Origin of the sequence: Bradyrhizobium sp. AUGA SZCCT0105, from assembly GCF_018129565.1 — a bacterium.
Lineage (GTDB): Bacteria > Pseudomonadota > Alphaproteobacteria > Rhizobiales > Xanthobacteraceae > Bradyrhizobium.
Genome location: NZ_JAFCMK010000002.1, coordinates 717,646 through 741,019 on the forward strand (window position 1 = coordinate 717,646; position 23,374 = coordinate 741,019).

At 58.9% G+C, this 23,374-nt stretch carries 19 protein-coding genes; all 19 read right to left on the minus strand.

Going from position 1 to position 23,374, the window contains the following annotated elements; all coding sequences use genetic code 11:
* Window positions 1–2: 2 nt before the first annotated feature.
* The 19 genes from JQ573_RS12485 to JQ573_RS12575 all read right to left on the minus strand — a co-directional run bounded on the left by JQ573_RS12485 (window position 3) and on the right by JQ573_RS12575 (window position 23,370).
* Window positions 3–935: an NAD-dependent epimerase/dehydratase family protein gene (locus JQ573_RS12485; protein ID WP_212310163.1), complete on the minus strand. Its 933-nt coding sequence runs from the start codon at window positions 933–935 to the stop codon at window positions 3–5.
* A 14-nt stretch (window positions 936–949) separates the two neighbouring features.
* Window positions 950–1,897, minus strand: coding sequence for an NAD-dependent epimerase/dehydratase family protein (locus JQ573_RS12490; RefSeq protein ID WP_212310164.1), 948 nt, complete (start codon window positions 1,895–1,897; stop codon window positions 950–952).
* Window positions 1,898–1,938: 41 nt separating this feature from the next.
* A complete protein-coding gene (locus JQ573_RS12495) occupies window positions 1,939–2,955 on the minus strand; it encodes an NAD-dependent epimerase (RefSeq protein ID WP_212310165.1) in 1,017 nt (338 codons plus the stop codon).
* A gap of 8 nt (window positions 2,956–2,963) precedes the next feature.
* Complete coding sequence (locus JQ573_RS12500) at window positions 2,964–4,247, minus strand: nucleotide sugar dehydrogenase (protein WP_212310166.1); 1,284 nt, start codon at window positions 4,245–4,247, stop codon at window positions 2,964–2,966.
* A gap of 123 nt (window positions 4,248–4,370) precedes the next feature.
* The gene (gene asnB, locus JQ573_RS12505; RefSeq protein ID WP_212310167.1) at window positions 4,371–6,284 is read right to left on the minus strand and encodes an asparagine synthase (glutamine-hydrolyzing); all 1,914 of its coding nucleotides are present in this window, start codon (window positions 6,282–6,284) and stop codon (window positions 4,371–4,373) included.
* 120 nt (window positions 6,285–6,404) lie between these two features.
* Window positions 6,405–7,400 (minus strand): bifunctional 2-polyprenyl-6-hydroxyphenol methylase/3-demethylubiquinol 3-O-methyltransferase UbiG, encoded by a 996-nt coding sequence (locus JQ573_RS12510; protein ID WP_212310168.1) that lies wholly within the window; start codon window positions 7,398–7,400, stop codon window positions 6,405–6,407.
* A gap of 63 nt (window positions 7,401–7,463) precedes the next feature.
* On the minus strand, window positions 7,464–8,699 hold the full coding sequence (locus tag JQ573_RS12515; RefSeq protein ID WP_212310169.1) for a glycosyltransferase family 4 protein: 1,236 nt from the start codon (window positions 8,697–8,699) through the stop codon (window positions 7,464–7,466).
* A 13-nt stretch (window positions 8,700–8,712) separates the two neighbouring features.
* Entirely contained in the window at window positions 8,713–10,623 is a 1,911-nt protein-coding gene (gene asnB, locus JQ573_RS12520; RefSeq protein WP_212310170.1) for an asparagine synthase (glutamine-hydrolyzing), read from the minus strand.
* 21 nt (window positions 10,624–10,644) lie between these two features.
* Window positions 10,645–11,832: a glycosyltransferase gene (locus JQ573_RS12525; protein ID WP_212310171.1), complete on the minus strand. Its 1,188-nt coding sequence runs from the start codon at window positions 11,830–11,832 to the stop codon at window positions 10,645–10,647.
* 30 nt (window positions 11,833–11,862) lie between these two features.
* The gene (locus tag JQ573_RS12530; RefSeq protein ID WP_212310172.1) at window positions 11,863–13,470 is read right to left on the minus strand and encodes a glycosyltransferase; all 1,608 of its coding nucleotides are present in this window, start codon (window positions 13,468–13,470) and stop codon (window positions 11,863–11,865) included.
* Window positions 13,471–13,540: 70 nt separating this feature from the next.
* Window positions 13,541–15,484, minus strand: coding sequence for an asparagine synthase (glutamine-hydrolyzing) (gene asnB, locus JQ573_RS12535; protein WP_212310173.1), 1,944 nt, complete (start codon window positions 15,482–15,484; stop codon window positions 13,541–13,543).
* A 90-nt stretch (window positions 15,485–15,574) separates the two neighbouring features.
* Window positions 15,575–16,456, minus strand: coding sequence for a class I SAM-dependent methyltransferase (locus tag JQ573_RS12540; RefSeq protein ID WP_212310174.1), 882 nt, complete (start codon window positions 16,454–16,456; stop codon window positions 15,575–15,577).
* Between the two features lie 251 nt (window positions 16,457–16,707).
* Window positions 16,708–18,162, minus strand: coding sequence for a hypothetical protein (locus JQ573_RS12545; protein WP_212310175.1), 1,455 nt, complete (start codon window positions 18,160–18,162; stop codon window positions 16,708–16,710).
* A complete protein-coding gene (locus JQ573_RS12550; RefSeq protein WP_212310176.1) occupies window positions 18,159–19,676 on the minus strand; it encodes an ABC transporter ATP-binding protein in 1,518 nt (505 codons plus the stop codon). The genes JQ573_RS12545 and JQ573_RS12550 overlap by 4 nt, the downstream gene beginning before the upstream one ends.
* Complete coding sequence (locus tag JQ573_RS12555; protein ID WP_212310177.1) at window positions 19,663–20,388, minus strand: ABC transporter permease; 726 nt, start codon at window positions 20,386–20,388, stop codon at window positions 19,663–19,665. The genes JQ573_RS12550 and JQ573_RS12555 overlap by 14 nt, the downstream gene beginning before the upstream one ends.
* Window positions 20,389–20,555: 167 nt before the next feature.
* Window positions 20,556–21,152, minus strand: coding sequence for an acyltransferase (locus JQ573_RS12560; protein WP_212310178.1), 597 nt, complete (start codon window positions 21,150–21,152; stop codon window positions 20,556–20,558).
* Window positions 21,145–22,089: a Gfo/Idh/MocA family protein gene (locus tag JQ573_RS12565; RefSeq protein ID WP_212310179.1), complete on the minus strand. Its 945-nt coding sequence runs from the start codon at window positions 22,087–22,089 to the stop codon at window positions 21,145–21,147. Before JQ573_RS12565 ends, JQ573_RS12560 begins: the two co-directional genes overlap by 8 nt.
* Window positions 22,090–22,207: 118 nt before the next feature.
* The gene (locus JQ573_RS12570; protein ID WP_249131644.1) at window positions 22,208–22,732 is read right to left on the minus strand and encodes a transcription termination/antitermination protein NusG; all 525 of its coding nucleotides are present in this window, start codon (window positions 22,730–22,732) and stop codon (window positions 22,208–22,210) included.
* A complete protein-coding gene (locus JQ573_RS12575; RefSeq protein WP_212310180.1) occupies window positions 22,729–23,370 on the minus strand; it encodes a winged helix-turn-helix transcriptional regulator in 642 nt (213 codons plus the stop codon). The genes JQ573_RS12570 and JQ573_RS12575 overlap by 4 nt, the downstream gene beginning before the upstream one ends.
* Window positions 23,371–23,374: the final 4 nt, after the last annotated feature.

The window sequence follows — 23,374 nt, forward strand, 5'->3', positions numbered from 1 at the left end:
CTTCACCCCTTAGGTGCAGCCAGATGACTATAGACGTCCGTCACTCCGTGGGCGTCGTACCACGAGAGCTGCCGCTGAATCGTCTCTTGAAACGAAACCCGCGCTTTCCAGCCGAGGATTTCATGCGTCCTGGCAGGATCCGGCACGACGGACGGGACGTCGTCGTCCCCGACAGGCACCACCTTGACATCCGGATCGGCCGGCAACCGAAGATGCGCTCGGACCAGATCGTATATTTCCTTGATGGAATGTCCGGTCCCGCTCGATACGTTGAAGATGCCGGTCGGCGCACCCTCATCCATCGCGATATCCACCGCGGCGGCGAAATCGGACATGTCGAGGAAATCCCGGTATGCCGCCGTGCAGAAGCATGCCTGTCCCGCCTTCAATCGCTTGTAGAAAGTCGGGATCGGACCGATTGCAAGCCGAGGACCGGCGACGTTCGCAAGGCGCAGGGAAACAAAAGGCAGGCCGCTCGCAGCCAGATATTGCTCGCCGGCGACCTTTGAAATCCCATAGCTCGTGAACGGACGCAGCGGATGCTCGACGGGAATAGGCGTGCTCTCGGGGCGCCCATAGCACAGGACGGTCTGGAAATTGATGACCCGGCGAATGCCCGCTGCCCGCGCGAATTCAATGATGTTCGCGGTACCGTCGACATTCGTTGCAATATCTTCGCGGTAGTTCGCCGGATCCTTGTAGGAGGCCGCCGAATGCACCAGGTGAGTTGGAGCAAATTCAGCAAAAGCCTTCGCCACCAGATCACGATCGGCAATCGAACCTTCGACCAGACTTAGGCCGGGAAGTGCGGGCACAACCTCGCGCTTGCCGGTCGCGAAATTGTCGATGACGAGAATCTCGTGCCCCTGCGGCAGCCAGTGCTCGATCAGATTCGAGCCGAGGCACCCTGCCCCGCCAGTGATAATGATGCGCATCGAGCCGGGTCCGATCAGGTGCGGATTTCCGCACGCGCTTCCTTCAGATGGGTGTAGCCCCCGACCACACCCTCCCGCTGCCAGCGTTCCACCGACAGACGAGCGATCTCGTCGAGCGAAGTGAATTCGACAGCGCCGAAGTCCTTGAACGTGCGTTCGGGGTCGAGAAGGATGGAGGCGGCATCATCCGGGCCAAGCGGTTTGACCTCCGGCTCCGGATAGTCGTTGATCTTCATTGCCCGCACGACCGCGTCGTAGAGTTCCTTGATCGCGACGTCCTTGCCCGAAGAAAAATGATAGGTGCCGCGACCGGCGCCATCGGCGGCCCTGACGACGACCTTCGCCAGGTCGCCCGCGTAACAAAAGTCCCGGCGGGCCGGTGTAACGAAGCACTTCTGCCCCTTCGCCAAGCGACCATAGAAGATCGGCAGCGGGCCGGATACGTTTCGCGGTCCGATCACATTGGCGAGCCTGAATGTGACCCAATCGACGCCGGAAAATTGCACGTAGTTCTCGCCGGCCGTCTTCGAGATTGCATAGCTCGAATTGACGGGGTTGATCGGATGATCGAGCGGAATGGGAGACTGCAGCGGTTTGGTGCCATAGCAGAGCGCCGTCTGGAAGTAGATGAGGCGAGACACGCCGAAGGCCTTGCAGGCCTTCGCGATGTTTGCAGTGCCGACAGCATTAACCAATGCGTCGGTGCCCCAATCCTCCGGGTCCTTGTACGACGCCGCGGTATGGACGACGATCTCGGGCCGAAAATCCGAGAACAGTCGATTGATCACGTCGGCATTGGCGATCGTGTCTTCAACCAGGGTCAGGTTTTCATGTTTGGTCAGGTTATCGGCCCGGCCAGTCGTATAGTTGTCGATCGCAACTACCTCGTCGCCACGCGACAAGAACATATCGATGACGGTTGATCCGACCTGTCCGGCGCCGCCGGTGACAAAGATTTTCATCCGATTACCCAGATTTGAGAAACTGCGATCAAGTTCTGTTGCTAAATCCGGTAGTAGTCCCGGTACCATTTGGCGAAGCGCGCGACACCTTCCTCGATTGGTGTCGCAGGCCGGAAGCCGACGTCCTTCTCGAGGTCCTCGACATCCGCGTATGTGGCCTCGACATCGCCAGGCTGCATCGGCAGCATCTCCCTCACCGCCACCTTACCCAACTCCTTCTCGAGGAGCGAGATGACATATGTCAGTTCCTCGGGCTTGTTGTTCCCGATATTGTAGATCTTCCACGGGGCGCGGCTGGCCGCTCGGTCCGGCTTGTCGCTGTTCCAATCCTGGCGGCCCTGCGGCACGCGATCAATGAGACGAACAACGCCCTGGCTGACGTCGTCGACATACGTGAAGTCCCGACGCATTCGACCATGATTGAAGAGCTTGATTGGCTCTCCGGCCAGAATGGATCTGGCAAAGATGAACATCGCCATATCGGGCCGGCCCCATGGACCATAGACCGTGAAGAAGCGCAGCCCTGTCGTGGGAAGGCCGTACAAATGACTGTACGAGTGCGCCATCAGCTCGTTTGCTCGCTTGGACGCCGCGTAGAGACTGATCGGATGATCGACGCCATCGTCTGTCGAGAACGGGAGCTTGGTATTCGCCCCGTAGACTGACGACGACGACGCGTAGACCAGGTTTTGACATCCGTTGTGTCTGCATCCCTCCAGGACGTTAATGAAGCCCTGCATGTTCGCATCGACATACGCGTACGGATCTTGGATCGAGTACCGGACGCCGGCTTGCGCAGCCAGATGAATTACCTTGGCAAAGCCATACCGCTCAAACAGCGCTTTGGTTTCCGCGCGATGAGCAAGATCGAGCTTCTCAAAGCCAAAACCGGAACTGGCCTTGAGCAGATCCAGGCGCGCGAGCTTGAGGCTGGGATCATAGTAGTCGTTGATGTTGTCAACGCCAACGACGTCATGGCCTTCCGACAGAAGGCGCTGACTGACGTGAAATCCGATGAAGCCGGCTGCCCCGGTGACAAGAACTGGCTTGCTGGCCATGGTCACTCTCAAAGTCGCAACAGCTCAATGCCGGCCGGCTTCGAGCCACGATCAAGCGTCGACTTCACGTCGTAGACCAAGCCATTGCCACTGGTCAGCAACCGCTGGATCAGCGGCCACCCGCCGGCCGCGTATTCGTTGTGGGCCACCGCCAGAACGACCGCGTCAGCCGGTCGCAACTCGCCCAGCGGCAGGAGCCTGACCCCATATTCTTCCGCAGCATCGCCCGCGTCCGCGAGAGGATCGTGCAACTGCACCACCAAGCCGAACGACTGCAGTTCGCGCACGATATCGACGACCCGCGAGTTGCGCGTATCGGGAACGTCCTCCTTGAATGTAAGTCCAAGGACCGTGACTATCCCGCTTTGCGTCTTGCGCCGCAGCAGCCCTCTGACGCACTCTCGCGCCACCCGCTGCCCCATGCCGTCATTGATCCGCCGGCCCGCGAGAATGACCTCCGGATGATAGCCGGCCTTCTCTGCGCGATAGGTCAGGTAGTATGGGTCCACACCGATGCAATGACCACCGACGAGCCCCGGCTGGAACGGCAGAAAATTCCATTTGGTCCGCGCGGCAGACAATACGTCCGCAGTGTCGATATTGAGAGCCTGGAAGATCAGCGACAGCTCGTTCATGAAGGCGATGTTCAGGTCGCGCTGGGTGTTCTCGATGACCTTCGCCGCCTCTGCCACCTTGATCGTCGGCGCGCGATGAATCCCGGCGGTTACGACCGATCCGTAAACTTCGGCGACGACATCAAGCGTTCGCTGATCTTGTGCCGAAACCACCTTGGCGATGGTTTCAAACCGGTGCTGCTTGTCACCCGGATTTATCCGCTCCGGCGAATAGCCGACAGTGAAATCCTCTCCCGCCTTGAACCCTGATACCGACTGCAGGACCGGAATGCACTCCTCCTCCACGGCGCCCGGATAGACCGTAGACTCATAGACGACGATATCGCCTTTCTTCAGCACACGGCCGATGGATCGCGATGCAGAGATCATCGCGCCCAGATCTGGCCGCCTCGCCTCGTCGATCGGGGTGGGCACCGTCACGATGTAGAAATCGGAGCCCGCGATTGCCTCGAGATCGGATGAAAAGACAAGCGACGCCTGACGCAAATCGTGCGCTTCGACCTCTCGCGTTCTGTCGTTACCAGCCGTCAGCTCAGCAACGCGCCTTTGGTCAATATCGAACCCGACCACCGGCACGCCCGATCGTGCAAACGACACGGCTACGGGCAAACCGACATAGCCTAACCCAATTACAGCGATGTTGCGTCCGTGTTTCATTTTCGATCCTGGTCTAAGCTCGGCGCGGACCCAAGCCTATGGAAAGCATTTGGCGAGATGCGATAACATGGCAGCCGCCATTGTCAAACGCCACCCGAGGTTTAGGCCGTTCGGGTCCGGCTACTATCGAACCATGGCCTTGAATTCGGCGGCCCGATCATGGAAGCGCTGATGCCACAATTCGAGCGACAACAGGCCCCAGGTCTTGCGCGAAAAGCGGGACGCACTCTGAAAGCTGGCGAGCACCACGTCGCTGTTGAAATGGTCACGATGGCGCGCCCGCTGCTGATCGAAAATATCGGTGACGAATTCCTGAAGCGTCCCTTCGAACCACTCCTTCAACGGAACCGGGAAGCCCATCTTGTCACGCCGCTTCAAGATGCCTTCGGGCAAGATATCTCGATAGACGGTCTTCATCAGCTGCTTCATCTGCCCGCCCTTGAACTTCACGTCGGCGGGCACGGTCGCCAGAAACTCGACCAGAGGATGATCGAGTAGAGGCACTCGGCTCTCGAGCCCATGTGCCATGCTCATTCGATCTTCGACCTGCAGCAATGCCGGCAAGAGACACTTGAAGTCAAAATGAGTCATCTTGTCGAAATAGGCTTCCTTCCTCACATTGTCCTGGTTGTTGAAGATTTCGCGGAACGCCTCAAAGACACGCGGCTTGTCGAGCGACCTCCAATCGACTTCACCAACCATGTCGGTGGAGCGGTCAACGAGCCTGAAATACCGCCTGTCCAGGTCGTCGAACAGCCCCTCGCGCCAAAACTCCTTGATCATCGGCTTGTACTCGCGCAGCAGACCAAGATTCGGAACGATGGACTCGATCGTAACGACGTAGTTTCCTTCCCGGTACGTACCGTCCATGGCGGCCTTGATGCACTGCTCGAAGTAGGCGACGAGATATCTCGCATAACCGCCAAGAAGCTCATCCCCACCCTGCCCTCCGAGCACGACCTTCACATGCTTCGCAGCGAGCGCGGAGACCATGAATTGCGGAAAGGAGCCCGGGCCGGCAACCGGGAAATCAAGGTGGTAGATGACGTCGCGCAGCGAGCTTCTGAAATCCTCCGCGGTGATATCCGCGATATGCACTGCCATGTCGGCCCGACCGGCCACCTCCTGCGCATAGCGGCTCTCGTCGTACCCCGGGTATTCCGTGAAGCGGCCGTGGAAAGCGAGACGATTGCGGTGATCGTGGCGCGAGGCCAGCAAGGCGACCAGGCTCGAATCGAGTCCTCCCGAGACGTAGCCACCAATTGGGACATCCGCCCGCAAATGGACATTCATGGAGTCGGCGACCAACTCCCTGAAGCGTTCCTCGAAATACCTCGGACTGTGGTCGAAATCGACGACATACTGGACATCCCAGTAGCGCTGAACGCGAATATTTCCGTTGTCGACTGTGAGCACATGCCCTGGCAGCAGAGCGTTGACATGCGCAAACAGCGTTTTCCCACCAATCGTATATTGGAACGTCAGATATTCCGCGAGCGCCGTCGAGTCAGTGCGAATTTCCGGCAGCAAGGGCAACAACGCCTTGGCCTCCGACGCAAAGAACAGCGTGCCGTCCTGCTCCGTATAGTAGAAGGGCTTGATCCCGAAACGATCTCGTGCAGCAAACAGCTTCTGCTTTCTCTCGTCCCAGATCGCAAATGCGAACATTCCCCTCAGATGCGAAACACAATCGTCCCCCCATCTGTCATAGGCGGCAAGGATCACTTCGGTATCTGACGTCGAGCGAAACGCCCATCCGGACGACAGTTCATTGCGCAATTCGATGTAGTTATAGACCTCACCATTATACGTGATGACCGTGCCGTTCGGCGCAATCATGGGCTGCGCGCCGCTCGTGGACAGGTCGATGATGGCGAGCCGCCGGTGGACGAAGCCCACGCGCTTGTCCGTCGATGTCCATTCGCCGGCTCCATCGGGACCGCGATGACTGATCAGCGAGGACATTGCGCGCAGCGCTGCCTCTCCCTTGGGGAAGGGATCGGAGCTTAGCGACAGGAAGCCAGCGATTCCACACATGCGGTTGTCACGTGCCTTTCAATTTTCGAAATAACCCGCTGAACGAGGTCGGCCAGCTCCGTACGACGCCCGAACCGGAGAAACTCCAGCCAAGGCACGAAACGATGCCAGCGAGAACGGTTATCCCGGAGCACGAGCTCGGGCTTCAACCCCGTTGCCGCCATATTCCGCTCCGATCTGAACAAGGCCGAGAGCCTTGAGACCTTGCGCGATCTGATCGGTAGACCTCTTGTGCTTGTAGCGGTCAGTGAGCGCATCATGCGTATCAAGGACTGCCCACGCATAGAGCAAACGAGGACCCAGTTCGCCATACTGATCGTGATAGTCCAACACCGGCGAAGCACGAAGCAAAGCACGCCGAAAGCTGCCACCGAACGGCAGGTTACGACAAGCCCATGCGAGCCGATGCAGGGGCCAGAGAATGGCGACCATCGCTCTGACCAATGCCATGGCAACGCCAGTCTTTTGTTTGATGAGAAAAGTCCGGATTCGCTGCCGTATCGCTGTCATGTCTTCATGACCATAGCGGTAGTGGTCAATCACCAGGAGTCCTCCCGGAGCAACGTGACGGACAAGCGCCTCGATAGTTTCTTCAGGATTGGGCGTATGCTGGATCACGCCAAGGCAGATCACGACATCAAAGGACCGAGGCGCAACCGGAAGTGCGCGGATATCAGCCTGACAGACGAAATACCCGGCACGATCGCGGCAATTCTCCAGGTTGGCTTCCACAGCCGTGGAAAGGTCGCAAGCAAAAACCTGCGCTCCTTCGGTCAACAGGACTTCCGTGAATCGCCCGGCGCCGCACCCAGCTTCCAGAACTCGCTTGCCACGAACAGCATCGAAGCCGCCAAGACACCGCTTTAGCCGATTCCGGCTAATCGACGTTCCCGTAAAGGAATCCAACTGAGTCTTGCGGAAGGTCTTCCATTGCAGTCCAAAAGCAGCAGCGTAGTTCTCCGGCGCAACAAAGCGCGGTACACCTCCGACGACGGGGTACGTATGACCACCGGGTGCTTTTAGCGCCGTTGTTCCGTTGGAAATGTCATCGGACATCGGCAACGGCTGCAGTAATTCACCCGTGTCAGGGCAGATGAGTGGAACGATCGGCTTCATGCTGGTGAGTCATCCAATGGAAATAAGGTCAAGAGTCCAAGAGCGGGGTTTCGCAAGCTCATGTCAAACCCGCAGCCAATAGCGGGCCACATCGATCAGCATGAGCGGACGATACAAGGCGCGCCTTCGCGGCTTCGACGCAAGCTCCCGGTAGATCGCTTCGACGCGCTGTACGTCGATCGGAAAATTCGCCACCTTGACCACGATGTCGCGCCCCGTTGCAGCGATACGCTCACGCAAGGCCTCGTCCTCGAGCAGGCGGAGGATCGTGTTGGCGACGTCCGTTGGATCGATGTCAGCGAACAGGACGTTCTCGCCGTCCTTGACGATCTCCCCATAGCGGTCCAGCCGACCGACGACGCTGGGGACCCCGCAGGCCATCGCTTCAAGAAGGGTCTGCGGCAGGCCATCCGAGTGCGGGATTCCGACAGCAACTTCCGCCATGGAATAGAACAACGGCATCTGGTCGTAGGAGATGCGACCAACAAAGCTGACATGGAGCGTGAGGCCGAGCGCCTCAATCTGAGCCGTGAGCTCCGCACGATATTGCGGGTCCGCTCCATATTCCGTGACAACGAGATGCGCGGACGGGACTCGTTTGACCACCGATGCCATGGCTTCGACGAGCACGTCGATATTATAGAATGGCTGCAGGATCTTCGGGCTGAGCACGACCCGTGCGCCGTTCGGTATTCCGCATTCAGCCCGAAGCGCCGATGCATCCAGCGGGCGGAACTGCTCGGGATCCACCCCCCACACAACGCGCGTCGCCTTGTCGCCGTAGCCGCCCAACTCGTTGAGTTTCGTGATCAGGAAATCGGATTTTGCCGTGATGCGGTCGGCCACCGCAAAGAGCCTTTTGGTCAACGCAATCCCGCGTGGCGTCGGCGCCCCCTGCTCCTCAAACAGCACGTCACCGCCCATGACGCTGACCACCAGCGGCCGAAATCCCAGAGCACCTGCCAGCCACGCCCAAGTGCTGTATGCGTAGTGCACATGGATGATGTCCGGATTTGTCGTCCTGATGAGACGTCGGAAATCGAAGAACAGCCGCGCCATATCGGATAGTCCGCTCAGATCCCGGCGGACCAGCTTGCTACCCCAACGTGCGAGGCGCGTGATCCATTCATCCCGGCCAGGGTGAACCGATGGCGTGAGCTCGATGATTTCAGTGAGTCCAGCGGCGGGCGTACTCAACAGATAGACCTCATGCCCCAAGGCGCAGAAGCAGCGCACCCGGTTCACAACGTGGGTGCTCGTGGCATAACCAATCGCCAGGATCTTCAACGGACGGGTCATCGAAGTCGTCGCGCTAGGCCGCCGAGCCGACGGTCATTGAAGAAGGGCCCGGATCGAGAATCTGCCGATGCCAAAGCTCGAGCATCAGCAGGACGAAGAGCCGATTGCCGATATCGTCCCCGCCCTTCATGTGACGATCGACCATGTTCGCGACGACATCCGGTCTGAAATACCCCCTGCGCGCCACGCTTGCTGGCGAGAGGAGATCATACACCATGTCCTTCAACCCAGTCCGTAGCCACTTGCCGAGCGGCAGATTGAAGCCGGCCTTGGGGCGATAGAGAATATCGGCCGGCAGACGCGGCTCCATGGCTTTCTTCACGATCAATTTGCCTTCGTTTCCCTTAATCTTGAGATCGCTTGGCAGCGAGAATGCCCATTCGACCAGTTCGTGATCCAGGAATGGAACGCGCGCCTCGACGCCCGCCGCCATTGTCAGCCTGTCGAGCTTGGTCAGCATCTCGCTGATCAGCGTCGACCTCATATCGGTGTAGAGCTTGCGCGTCAGCTCCGGCTGACCGATCGCGGCATCATAATGCCGAGCCGTGACATTGTTGGACCACGCCTCCTTGAGGTGAGGCCAGAGATCGGGCTGCACGAAATCCACGAGGTCCATGTCCCGGAAGCAGGCAAAACTGTCGATATAGCGCCCGGAGTCTCGCGGATCCCTCGTCATTCCACGCCACAACCGAAGCCCTGGAGCAATGCGATTGCCTACCGCTCCGGTCCGGGCGAGCAGCCGCTGCAAGGGACTGTATTTCTGTGCAAGCAGCGGAGCGAAGTCCTGGTGCCTCCAGGCGTATCCAGCAAATACCTCGTCGCCGCCGTCGCCGGTCAGAACGACCTTGATTCCATCGTCTCTTGCCGCCTTCGCCAGAAAATAGATTCCGAGCGCGGATGATACGGCAAACGGCTCATCGCAGTGCCAGGCCATCGCGGGAAGAAAATCACCGGCTTCGGCGCCGAGGTCGATCTCCCGGTGCGCAGTACCATAGCGCTCCGCCACGGCCCTGGCATAAGGGCCCTCGTCGAAAACCTCGTCCCCCCGAAATACGACAGAGAAGGTTCGCATGCCGGCGCTGGCCTGTGGCCCAACCAAGGCGACCACCGAACTCGAATCGACTCCACCGCTCAGGAAGGCGCCCACCGGTACATCCGCAACAAGGTGACTTCGAACGGCGTCTCCGAAGCGCTCGTCGAATTCGGCACACGCGTCAGCGAGTGAAAGAGCACGCGGAGCGGCCGGCAAGGGAACGCTCCAGTACTCACGGTCCTGCACGTCGCGTCCACGAACGATCAGCACGTGACCGGCTTCAAGCCGCCGCACTCCCCTCAGAATTGACTGCGGATCCGGAATGCTGAGTAGATGAAGGAAGTTCGTCAGCGCCCCCTGTTCGACCTCACGCGGCGTGCGCGGGTCCGCCAGAAGTGACTTCAATTCCGATGCGAACGAGACGTGGTCCTTACCAATATAATAGTAGAGCGGCTTGATCCCGATCCGGTCGCGCGCGAGCAGCAGCGTTCCTTGTCCGGCGTCCCAAATTGCGAGTGCGAACATGCCTCGCAACCGCGCCAGGAAGTCGACACCGTAGCATCGATAGGCCTGCAAAATGACTTCGGTGTCCGACGACGTCCGGAAGGCATAGCCCCTCCCTTGCAACTCGCGCCTTAGTTCGAGGAAATTGTAGACCTCACCGTTGTAAACAATGCGGACCTGCCCGTCGTCGGATGCCATCGGCTGCTCGGCGGCCACCGAGAGGTCGATGATCGAGAGACGTCGGTGCCCCAGCCCCACCGGGCCATTCACCCAGATGCCCTCGGCGTCCGGACCCCGATGGGCGACTGCCCGCGTCATCGCCACGACCAATTGGCGATCAACCGGTCGTTGCCGGTCGAAATTCAGGACTCCCGCGATTCCGCACATCTTGAACTATCTGCCCGCTGGCTAGAGAACGCGCGCCACGATGTCGGCCACGCGATGATCGTAGGTGTGTCCGGACATCGCCAAATCATAGGCTCGCTGCGCAATCTCGCGGCAATGCGCCTCGTCCCGGAGCGCGCGGATAGCCTCGTCGACGTTCGAAAGGTCCCAGCGTACCGGGATGTAGTGCTCATTGGCCCTGAGGATTCCGTTATAGCCTCCTTCGATCAGGACCTGGCAGGTCTTGGTACCGATCGCTTCGAAGTGCCTTGACGAGATGCTCTTACCCGACACGCCTCGGGGGACGCCGACAAAGAACTTGTCGAACACTTCCTCGAAGCTCGCATCCTGATTCTGCTTCAGGTTGTAGGTTCTGGCGCGATCGAGAAGCGCACCTTTTTCGTTGAGATAGTAGGTCCCGGATTCCGCGCCGATCAGAGTACGGCAACGATTGAGGAATGCAGCCCAATCGTCGCGCGGCATCCGTGACGACCGCCCACCTCTAATGTCACATCGAATGCCCAGCTCCTCGCCGCGCTTCTCGAAATACGCAATCAGATCGGTCCGCTCTCGATCTCCAACAAAGGGCCAATAGATGTCACCGACAAATCCCACGTCGATATCGCGCTGCGCGTCGGGTTGCGGCGAATATACGGAAGGATTGAGTGCATGCGGTGCCGCAAGGAGTTGCGTTCTCTCAAGCTCTCCATAGAGATATTTGGCGGCCGCGATGGGAAGCTGGCTGCAGAGAAAGTCGGCGCTTACGGCCCTGCAGAACTCAAGCTTCTGATCGAGGAGATCGTACTCGTTACCGAGAAAAACAACGATCGGACAAGCGCGCTTGGCCAAAAAGGGGGCAATCCGGCTGATCAACGACATGTCGTCACCGGCTGCCACATGCGACACCACGATGAGGTCATAGGTCCTGATGCGCAGCATGCAACCTGCGAGATGAACGAGATTGTTCATGTCGCAGACCGTCACGTTGAGCGCTGGTGATCGACAAAAGGCATCCCGCCAATCGCGCACGTAGGAGAGCCGCTGATTGAAATCCTGCAAATGAGCGTAGAGATTACGGATGCCGGCGCTACGACGCAACAAAGACGGAGGTTGCGTACCGTCCTTGATCCCAAAGAGGCCGCGCAACAACGTCGCCGAAGCCATGACCGTAGGCCCGATCCCGTTCAGATCGAGAAAGAGAGTGTTCTTCATTTCCACTTTGATACCTTGCGCCTCGGCTGATCAGCCAACGGCTTTACCTTCGATCGCCGAGCGTGAGGTTTCAGTCATGCTGAGATGGCGATCGAAAAGTTCCTTGAGGACCCGCTCCTCGCGCTCCCAACAAAGTTCGCGACAGGCCAGGTCGAGATCCCTTCTGATCGCGGCGCGCTGATCATGGTTCTCGACAAATGCCCGCAGCGCCGCCTCGATCTGGCTCGGCTCCTGCGGGTCGGCCATGAGCCCGACCCTGTAACGATCCGCCAAGCGGCGAATCTCCGTAAGATCGGGATAGACGAGCGGCAGCCGTGCTGCGATCGACTGGAAAAAGCGGTTCGGTAGTGCGTTCTGGTAGTTGGGCGACTTACCATAATACAGCACAACGGAGGCGTCTGCCGACGCGATGAAGGGCACGACCTCCTGCGGGAGCACCGGCGCAACCACATGAACCCGTCCAGCCATGCCACGCAGGTTGATTGCCTCATCGAGCGGTGGATAGCCCGCTCCAAGAAAAGCCAGATGAACATGTGCCGGCAACCGTGCCAAGGCATCGAACATCTGCTCCATGGCCATCCCCGGCTTCCAGTTGCCGATCGAAACAACCAGGAATGCTCCGACGGGCAGACCGACTGCTTCCCTGATGGTCTTGGCGGGTTCGCAATCAAGCCGAAGATCATGCACATTGCGCAGGATGACGGGGTCGCAACCGAACCGCTTGTGCATCAGGGCAGCGATACCGTCATTAACCGTCACCACATCATTGGCAAACTTGACGCAAAGCCGCTCGACGAGGCCTTCGAAAGGCATCACCCAGTTTTTCCAGAACGGCGAAAGGGTGCCATCATCTTCCAGCTGCGAATAAAAGTCGTGGGCATCGTAGATCACCTTGGCACGATACCTCAGAGCAAGGACCAACACGGCCGGAAACTGGTAAAATGCATGCAGGTAATAAATATCAGCACGCGGAGCGACGGCCAGGACTGAGAAGAAATACTTATTGAAATAGGTCGCAAGGTGCTGCGCGAAGACCGACGGGTAGTAGAATGCCCAATTGGGAAGCTTGCTCGCCGCCGTCCTGACAACGCTTCCCAAGATGGCAAGGATCGCCGTAGGAATGGCGATAGCGATCTCTGCGATCGAGGGGCGCTCGGAGGTCGAGCCCGGACCGCGGCGGGACTTTACCGCGATATCCAAGTGATCCAAGCCGGGGATAAGGACGCGCGCGATGCCCCGCGTACCCGGCAGCCGTCGAACAAGTTGGCCCAGACGAGATACCCGCAATCTGGAAAAAATCGAAACAGGGGTAGTGGCTGCCGAGGCAGGCGCCGGCGCGCTTGGCAACGGCAACGCGATGGCTTCCGCCGCGGCTGGCTCGATGGACGCGACTGGCTCGATGGGCTCGACGGGCGCAACCGCAACAGCGGCGGCCCCCGGACTCACACCGCCAAGGCTCGATATGATATCGATCGGCATTTCCGCGCCCGCGAATTTGCTTCTCGCGCCTTCGATAACAATGGATTGGAAGCCGAATCGCTGCACGGACATCGCCTGCTTCAGGGTTCGGCTATCAGCCGAAAGTGGCAGCGGCGTCAGAGATACAATGACGGGCCTGCGGTTAGCGCCAGTCGTCATAAGAACGATCTTTCCAAATGCAGCATTTGCAGGATGAGTGAAGTATGGACGTTGGACCTGACAGGAGAGCTCAAACCCGAAACTGATTGCGCCACAGATACAGATTGAGCCACCGCCAAGGGAGGAAGTCGAGCCGCTGCGTTTCCTCTATCCAATCACGCGTCTCACGCGCTGCATCCCTGTCGATAAAGTCAGTCATGCTATCCGAATTGATGGCATCGAGGATCAGCGGCTTGAGCACACCCGTTTGCCAGCGCATTTCCGGAGTCGCGAAGCCCATCTTGCGGGCCCGCATCCGGACGGGCTCCGGCAGCAGCCCCTGCATGGCGTCACGCAAAACCCGCTTGGTGTATCCGCCTCGAAACTTGACGTGGGCCGGCAGCGAAAACGCGAACTCGACGAGGCGATGATCCAGGAACGGCACCCGCGACTCGACCGAAAATGCCATCGAGTTCCGATCCTCGTACCGAAGCAGCGCCGGCAGGTTGCTCTCAAAGAAGAACCGTCGCAGCATCGAGTCCAAGGGAGCTTTGTTGTCCCACGGCGTTTCGTAGGCCCCTGTGCCGAACACGGAGCTGGCCGCCCAAGTACGTTCAAAATCACCCTGCATCCAGGATCGACGCGGGGCCGTTACGGCAACCTTTGTACCAGTCAGCGCACCGAACATGCGCCTCAGCGCGGGCGAAGGCACGACGGTGCGCCACGGAACTCCCTGCAAGCTCGACCATTGCCAGCTCTCGGCAAGGGCTTTCATTACGCGCCCTTGCGCAGCCAATTCGAGAAAGACGTGCGGCACGCTGCTCGCATAGCCACCGAGCATCTCGTCCGAACCTTGACCGTCCAGGACCACCTTGATCCCTGCATCCTGCACCAATCGAAATACCGACCATTGCGCAAAAATGGAGGTTGAAGCGAATGGCTCGTCCTGGTGCCAGACCAAGGCCTTCAAGTCGGCCTCGACATCCTTGTCCTGAGGCTCGACGAAATGGGGCCGCATGGCTGCGGCAGCCATATTCTGCTTCGTGAACTCAAGCTCGTCCGCCTCCGGTATGTCGAAGTGACAGCTGAAGGCGTGTCTTTCGATCGTAAGCTGCTCGCGTTGCGAGATATCCCGCATGAGGACAGCGATGGCGCCGCTATCCAGGCCTCCGGAAAGACAGGTCCCGACTGGCACATCGGCGCGCAGATGGATCCGTACACTTTCCCGAAGCAGGTCCCGAAACCGTCCAGCTGCATCTTCAGGGGAAATGTCTTCTAACGCGGGCCTGGCAGGCGAAGTACAATATGGCCGCTCCGTGTGGCCGCCCGTGTCCAGCGGCAGAACCAGCGTGCTGCCAGGATGGACCTTGTAGATTCCGGAGAAGAACGTCTCGATTCCAATATCCGACACTTCGTAGCGAAGATAATCATAGACCGCCCGACCATTCAGCGATCGCGGAACCCACGGAATTTCGAGCAGTTGCTTGATCTCCGAGCTGAACGCAAAGCGATCGCCCGAAGCGGCATAGTGCAACGGCTTGATTCCGAAACGATCCCGCGAAAGCACCAGACGCTGCTGCCGAAGGTCGAGAATTGCAACCGCCCACATCCCGACGAAGCGGGTGAAGGCGTCCGTTCCCCACATCTCGTAAGCGCGAAGAATGACTTCTGTGTCGGAATGAGAGCGAAAAACGGCGCCGCAGCCCTCCAGCTCGGCCCGCAATTCGAGATAGTTGTAGATCTCGCCGTTGTAGGTGATCCAGAGCTGCCCATCATCGGATGGCATCGGCTGATGACCGGAATCCGACAGATCGATAATCGCAAGACGCCGGTGCGCAAGAACGAGACTGGCATTGTCTCCAGCTCCGGACAGACGCTCCGTGGGAATGAATTTACCTTGCCCCTGTCGCGTATCGAACCAGGCAACGCCCTCTCCGTCAGGACCGCGATGCGCGGCAACCGACAGCCCCTTGAGGAGATCCGTGGGTGGCATACGGAAGCCACCGCGATCAAAGACACCAAAGATGCCGCACATCAGCGATATGACATCTTGATCAGGATGCGCAGCCGGTTCGCCCGGCTACCGCGTCGAGGAACGCAAGGCACTTCGAAGATGAAGAACATGCTATTCCGCCTTCCGAAGTTCGTAGCAGCCGTCAATTCCGGCGGCTTGTCCGTCGACATAGGGGACACCTCTGGCATCAAAAACAAGCTTCGAAAGAAACTGACGACTTTCGGCATCAAATGATCGATCCATCATGGCCGTGAAGCGCTGAGGCAACAACGACATCTCGAAGATCGAAACCGCATTCCCGAGGTGCTTGGCACTGAAGCCCGAGCTCCGCGCGAGCTCATCCATCTCCTGCGCCGTCCAATTTCGACTGATTGGACAGTCGAACGTATCGGTCGACCGCCTGAACGCCTCTTCACGCGAGAGGCCGAGAAACTCTGCATCTCTCGCCGGCAGGACATGAGAAACGAACAAGTGAACCCAGATGCTGTCGCGATTGTAGACCATCAGCCGAGCGTAACCCGACGGCTTCAGGATACGCCGAAACTCCTTCAGAATCTTCTCCGGGTTTGGAACGTGGTTGAGCACTCCGGAGCAGTGCACATAGTCGATCGTACCGTCGTCAAGAGGGATGCGCTCGTCGGACTCAGAGACGTGAACAAGCGCGCAGTCATATCCGTGAACGCGCAGACGATCCGCCGACTCCGCCAACGACGCCCGCGAAATGTCGATGCCATACAGTGCGGCCGGACTGGAATACGTACGAAATCCAACCAGGTCGTGACCGGGCCCACAACCGTAGTCGACGATCACCTCTCCATCGTGCGATGCGACCGGGAGAAACTTGATGTAGTCGACATATTGATCATTTCGCCAGTGCAAGTAGTCGAGAGACTCCGCCGGCGATGAGAACTTCTTATGGAGCGTGACGTTGAAATCGGTCCAATAGGTCTCGGAGGATGTGCCGTCCTTATTGTGCGATGTTCCAAGTGTCATCCATACGCCCCTTACTCTGTCCATCAACGCAGTCCGCATTCGCCTCAACATTGATACAAGCTCCTATCGAAACGACGTGGAGGACCTGTCCATGATGTAGAGTGCGCGAGTCTTTGCAGAGAGCGTCAAGCGCGCGCTTGGTCTCTGCGATCGGGCTTATCGTCGTTGAAATTCCGGTATCAAGTTCCCAATATGACGCGTCTACGCCGGAGATCGAAACTCCGGCATTCTTCCGGTTGCGATGAGACAAGCTACCTGGCCAGCCAGGCCAGCAACGGGCTAACTTGGCTTCTGACCCTCACAGGCACGGCTCTCCATATTCTGGTGATTGGACCGATCGAGCTCATATCAGACTCGATCGCCGCCACCGCCTGCGCTGCGTTATCAGCATTCGCGACTTGAAGGACATCGTCCTCCATCTCCGGCTCGCGTGGTGGTTCGAGTAGCTGCCGCAGATGCTCCTGCTTGGCGAAGAGATAGGGCGGCAGCTGCGGCGCATCGGTCGGCGCTTCCGACAGCGCGACCGTGCGGGGATCCTGCGGATCATGCGGGGATCGCCATGGCTGGGCAACGGATTGCCGATGTTGGCTTTCGGGATCCTCCATCACCCCTGGATGGACATCGTCGATCGCCGAACTGATCACCGAAATGAGCGAACGGTAGCTGTAATTGTCAGACGCAATCAGATGCTTATGGGCCCGCTCCGCAAAGCCTTGCAAGTACTCAAAGTCGTCGAGCCTCGCGAGAACTTCGCGGGCGTTGGAGAAATCCTTCTCCAACGGGATGTAGTGAACATCCGGCTCAATCGCGCCGGAGTAGCGTCCCCGGAACAGAACCATTGGCGTCCGCATCGCGGCACACTCGAACACGCGTGGCGAAACCTGGCCGGTATCGAATGGCTGCTCGAAAGGCGCCAGGAAGTCCGCCAATTCCGGATATTCAGGCGCACGACCGTGCAGGGTCTGGAACCGCTCGATCTCCCGCTCAAGCTCCTGGTCGAAGTCGAAGGCGTTGCTACCGCTTTCGCTACCGAGCATGGTCCGGCAGTCACCAACGAAGTTGAACCAGTCCTCGCCGTAGATGCGACTGGCTTCATCAGTCCTGATGCTGTGCGGCTGGCCCACCTCATCGCAAAGCTCGGCCATATAGCGGCCGATCTCGAATTTCTCAAAGCCAAGCCGTCCGTATCTGGCGCCGATTTGGCGGCCGCGATAACCGATCGGAAAAGCTCGATCAGCGAGCGGCTTGATCCGCCGTTCCGGATGTGGCGCCGACGCGTATCCCGTCAGCACCTGCCTCAAGGCAACCCCCGGCAGCTGCGTCTTGGGGTAAACAAGCGGCCAGAATTCCGGCTGAACGCTTGTGAGCAGAACGTGAAAGCCGAGGCGCCTGATCGCACTCCGCAGCACACCCGTGCGATCGTACTCGTCCTGCGCTATTGCGATCTTCAAGCCACGGAACGACAGGACGGCCCGCACGTAATCGGGGTTCAAGTACCAATCAAAGCATAGGCGCGCACTGTAGCTGTTGATCAGAACATCGAATTCGTTGATGTCAAAATTCAGCCTGGCATCGTCCGTGCAATGCACGAACTGGACCTCGCAGCCGGGAAGGTCCTTCAGCGCGGTTAGATATTCGAATGTCGTTGGGACGGCATTCGCGGCAGCCGAATAAGCTACCAGAACCCGCTTCACACGATCCGTCATCGAATCTCGGTATTCAGCAAATGTCGAGCCTGCGGATTCAAGCTCGAGCCTGCGTCCTGATCGGGGGCGAACTGCCACTCCGCCGAATGGAAGAAATCCGCGGAGACGTCAGCCAGGGATTCCTGAACTTCGACAGTCAGATCGAAGCTTCGCGACAACAAGTCATGACGCACGGTGCCGTTGAACTTTGTCAGATGATCGGCTCCATGAATGCTGAGACTGACAACGTACTCACCTGGACCGAGCTGCACCGGATTAAGTAGCATTTCCACACAACGCTCTTGCCCCTTCGTCGCGGAAAACTTGTCGGGTGGACTTATGAGCTTTGCGCGGCATGCTCCCAGATAGTCGAGCACGACGATGCCGTATCGGCATTCAAAGTCGCCGTCCACGCAGGCCACCACGTTCAGGACCAGCTTTGCCGGCGCCAGCGCCATGAATTTGTTGGTCTCTCCGCGCTCCGTGACCATCGTAAATCCGGACAGCATCAGATCGCCGCTCGATGCCCATCTCGATAGCCCACCGCGCGCCACGAACTTGAAGTCCCGGGGCGGCTCGATCGCCGGAAAAACAGCTGCTGTCGCGTGTGGAGCGAAACGCGGCTCCTGCAACAAGGTCTCCCGATCGAATATTGTCTTGCCGTCCGCAGTCAGTTCCGGCCGCGCAGGGAGCTCCCCTGAACCAGCAGCCTCTGCCGGCCCGCCATTCTCATCGGCCCCAGACGAAATCACGGGAGCCATGACACGCTGATCGCCGCCTCCGTGCACGAACTCCTCATAGGCCTTCACCACCGCGAAGGCATCCCCCTGCATGTGAATTTTTCCCTCGTGAAGCCAGATCACTTCGCTGCACAGCTCAAGTACCTGCGACATTGAGTGGGAAACCAGAAGCATCGTGCAGCCACTTCGCACCAGGGCTTCCACCCTCGCCTTCGATTTGGCGACGAAGTAGGCATCTCCAGCACCGAGGACTTCATCGACGATCAATATCTCTGGCCGGATCGCGGTTGCGGCAGCAAACATCAGGCGCGCCAGCATGCCCAACGAGTAGGTCTTGATCGGCTGATCGAAGAAGTCGCCGAGCTCGCAAAAGTCGATAATTCCCTCGACCGCCTCGCGATACTCGTCCTTGCGAAGGCCGTTGTACTGCAATGACGCTTCGACGTTTTCTCGCCCGGTATGTTCCGGATGAAACCCGAGGCCCGCGGCCATCAGCGCCTGAACCTGCCCGTTCACCGACACCGATCCATAGGTCGGCGCGAAGTTCCCGCAGACCAGCTTCAACAGCGTGGTCTTCCCAGCCCCGTTTCGCCCAATGATCCCGATCCTGTGGCCGCGCGGGACCGCGAGCGAGATATCGCTGAGCGCAGGAAATATCTTCGGCTGTTGCCGGGTTCGAAATCCGAAGCGTTGCAAGCCGAGAACGTCGACGAGCTGGTCGCCTTGACTCCCATAGAGCTTGTAGATCTTGGAAACCGCCTCGAACTTGATCGCGAATTCTTCAAGCGTAGTCAAAGAACACACCCTTTGCGCGCTGAAAGAACGAATATCCCACCATAAAGCTCGTGACCGCAATCAGTGCCGCGCCGCCGAAAATGCGGGGATCGGGCCAGTTGCCGTAGCAGATCAACTGCTGAAACGTCAGCACGAAGTAGGACAGCGGATTGAGGAGAAGGAACGGCTTCATGGCGGCCGGAACCATCTCCGGCGTATAGGCGAACGGACTGATGATCATCATCACCATAAGAACCAGTCCGATCACCTGCTGAATGTCTTTCGCAATCAACGAGACCAGCGAAAGTATCCATCCAACTCCCGTCGCAAACATCAGCAGGAGGACCCAGCAAACCGGAACGAGCACGATGGCCTTCCAATCGGTCCGCCCCAGAAAGAAGCCCAGCGCGAGCGTGATTGCCAGACCGAACACGTGAGGAAAGTGGGCAGCTACCACGGATCGGAGCGGGATCAACTCCGCGGGGAACACGGTGTTGAGCAGCAGATTCTTGTTTGCCGAGACCGAGGAAATTGAGCTCGTGAGCGCTTCGTTGAAGGCCATGATCGGAACGAGTCCGGAGAAGACCAGCAAGATGTAGCCCCACTCGTTAAGACCGGCGGGGCGGACCTTGAACACAAAGGCATACAATCCGGCGTAGATGCTTAGCTGCATCGCCGGCAGAAGAACCGCCCAGCCGATGCCGACCACTGACCCAAGATAACGTTGGCGCACGTCATGAGCCACTCCCTCAATGACGCGCCCTCCGTATATCGAAAGGAGCCGAAAAACATTCAGGTTTGATGAGTACTTCATCTTCCAATCAGCTTCATCGATGCGGTGGAGAAGAGGCTCCGTAGGCCAAGACCTGCCCCGTCGATCAACTTCCTCGAATTGCGACCCTAGCCGCCGCCGGCGCCGAGTGCTCCTGACGAGTCGAGCTTGTATCGCTCGCCAGTTCGCGGACAGACCAGGTCCTCGCCCAGCCGCTCTCCGCTTCGGCTCATCCAGCCCGCTCGTCGCGCCGGATTACCCATCATCAAGGCGAATGCCGGCACATTCTTGGTCACGACGGCGCCGGCGCCGATGAAGCAGTATTCGCCGAGCGAATGGCCGCACACGATCGTGGCGTTGGCACCGATGCTGGCGCCACGCCCGACCGGAGTGGTTCGAAACTCGTCCTTGCGCGACACGTCGGCACGGGGATTATTGACGTTGGTGAACACGCAACTCGGGCCGCAAAACACGTCGTCTGCGAGTTCGACACCATCATAGAGCGACACGTTGTTCTGTATCTTGCATCCGGCGCCGATCTTTACGCGCGGCCCGATCATGACATTCTGTCCAATCGAACAATTCTGACCGATGACCGTGCCGGGAAGCACGTGGCAGAAGTGCCAGATCTTGGTACCTCGGCCGATGATCACGCCATCGTCCACGTAACTGGATGCGTGGATCAGTACGCCTGGAAATCGCGGATCATCCTTCATCTCACTCATTTGGATGACGCCCACGCGCGGACGGATGCTGCCATTCATGCCCGGTGGTCAATGGCGCCTGGCGGAAGGTAGACACGATGTCGATCGAAGCCCGCACATCGTCAAGGCCGAAGCCGCGTCCAGCCAAAATATCCTCGTAGCTCCGCGTATGGAGATCGGTAAAGCCTTCCGAGAATTCGACCTCTTCGCCATCCACGGTGATCGAGCGGAACGTCGTCTTCTTGCCCTGCACGTCGGCCGGCAGATCATTGCTGTCTACCGACAGAAACCAGCTGATGTCGGCCCGTTCGCATTCGAGGAAGCCGGCGGCCCGCTCGCGCTGGCGCAGATGCGCTTCATTGCGTTTGACCGAACCGAACACGAAGCTCAGCATGTCGAAGAAGTGCACGCCGATATTGGTGGCAACCCCTCCCGACTTGGCATCCTCGCCCTTCCACGACGTGTAGTACCAACGGCCTCGTGAGGTGATATAGGTGAGCTCAACCTTGTGGCGCTTGTTGCTCGTCCCGAACTTCTCCCGCAAGCTGATGATGGCGGGATGAAGCCTCAATTGCAGGATTGTCGAGATGCGCCGGCCGGTGTCCTGCTCTATCTCGGCGAGACCGTCGATGTTCCACGGATTCAGAACCAGCGGCTTCTCGCAAATTGCGTCGGCTCCCGATCGCAGCGCGAAGCGGCAATGCGCATCGTGCAGGTGATTGGGCGAGCAGATCGACGCGTAGTCGATCTTCTCGCCGCGCCGTCGGAGCTTATCGACGTGGCGGTCAAATCGCTCGAACTCGGTAAAAAAGTGGGCATTGGGAAAATAGCTATCCAGAATGCCGACCGAGTCATTCGGATCGTAGGCGATCTTCAGATCTCCACCTACCGCGTGTATCGCCCGCATGTGACGCGGCGCCACATAACCGGCCGCTCCTATCAACGCAAAAGAATGCATCTGGCTTCTCGCGCCTCCCAACGAAGTTCGATTTTTCCAAGCTACCGCACTCGGGGTGAATCGAGCACCACCCCGAGCCGAATTTCTCTATCACCGCGCCTGCCAGCAGCAGGCGCGATCAGGCCGCGGCAATCAGATTGGCGCCGACCATTACACGCACCTTCCGTCCCAACAGGTCGAGCAAGACTGCCACACGTTCATGATCGCTGACGCCCTCCACCAGCGCGAGACTGTCAGCGAACGCCCCCTCGGTAATCCGCACTTTGTCTCCGGGCGAAAAAGGCAACCGGCGCGAGAGCGTGATGAAACCGGCCTCGTCCTCACGCGCCTTCAACGCGCCGACCACGGCGCTCTCCACCGACGCTGGCCGGCCATGCAGGCAGACCAGATGGGAGACACCGAGCGTCGATTGAATGGCGCGCCACCTTTGCGTCGCGAGATCGATGGCAACAAACAGGTAGCGCGGAAACAGCGGCCGCGCGACGAGATCGACCCGGCGCGCGTGACTGCGGCGCTTTTGGTACCGCGGAAGATAGACACCAAACCCCTGCCGGACCAGGTTGGCTGCGGCCTTCACTTCGGCATTGACGTGCGTCTGCACGACATGCCAGCTGAGGCCGAGTTGCGCTTCCGTTGCCATCATTCCACCCTCTGCATAGTCGGTGGACGCAACCCCAGCAGGTCCGGCGTCAACACTCTCTCCGGCCCAAACATGCCGACAGCTTGATCGAACACATCCTTGGCCTTGTTGAGATGCGTAACGACGACCGCATCGAACGGCTCGGCGACGTCAGCATAGGACTGCACCACTTCGATCCCAAAGAAGCGCGAGGCAACTCCATCGGCATCAACGACAGCAACGATGGTTACCGGGCTATCTACGGCGCAGAGAATAGCTATCTCGCAGAGATCAGATTTCCCGGCAAAAACGATTCGCTTGAACCCGAGCACCTCCGCGCGATCGAATACGCACGAATATTCCTCCTTGGCTCTCCGAAAAAGCGAAAACGAGGAGGAGAGGAACTCTACAGTAAGCCTCGATTTCTCGGAAAAGCCCTGGGGCGTGAGATAATAGGCATAGCGCCGGGCCGGCGCCTGGCCGACCTTGACGAACCCCTTCTTGATGGCGCGCCTCAGATAGGCATTGACCAAGCCAAGCGCGATTCCAAGTTCCGCCGCGATCCGCCGCTGCGAACGCGCCCCGTCGATTTCCACAGAGGTTAGCAGACCGAGCACAAGTCGATCGCTGTCTCCGTCGCCCGTCGGGAGTGTGTTTGCCATGCGC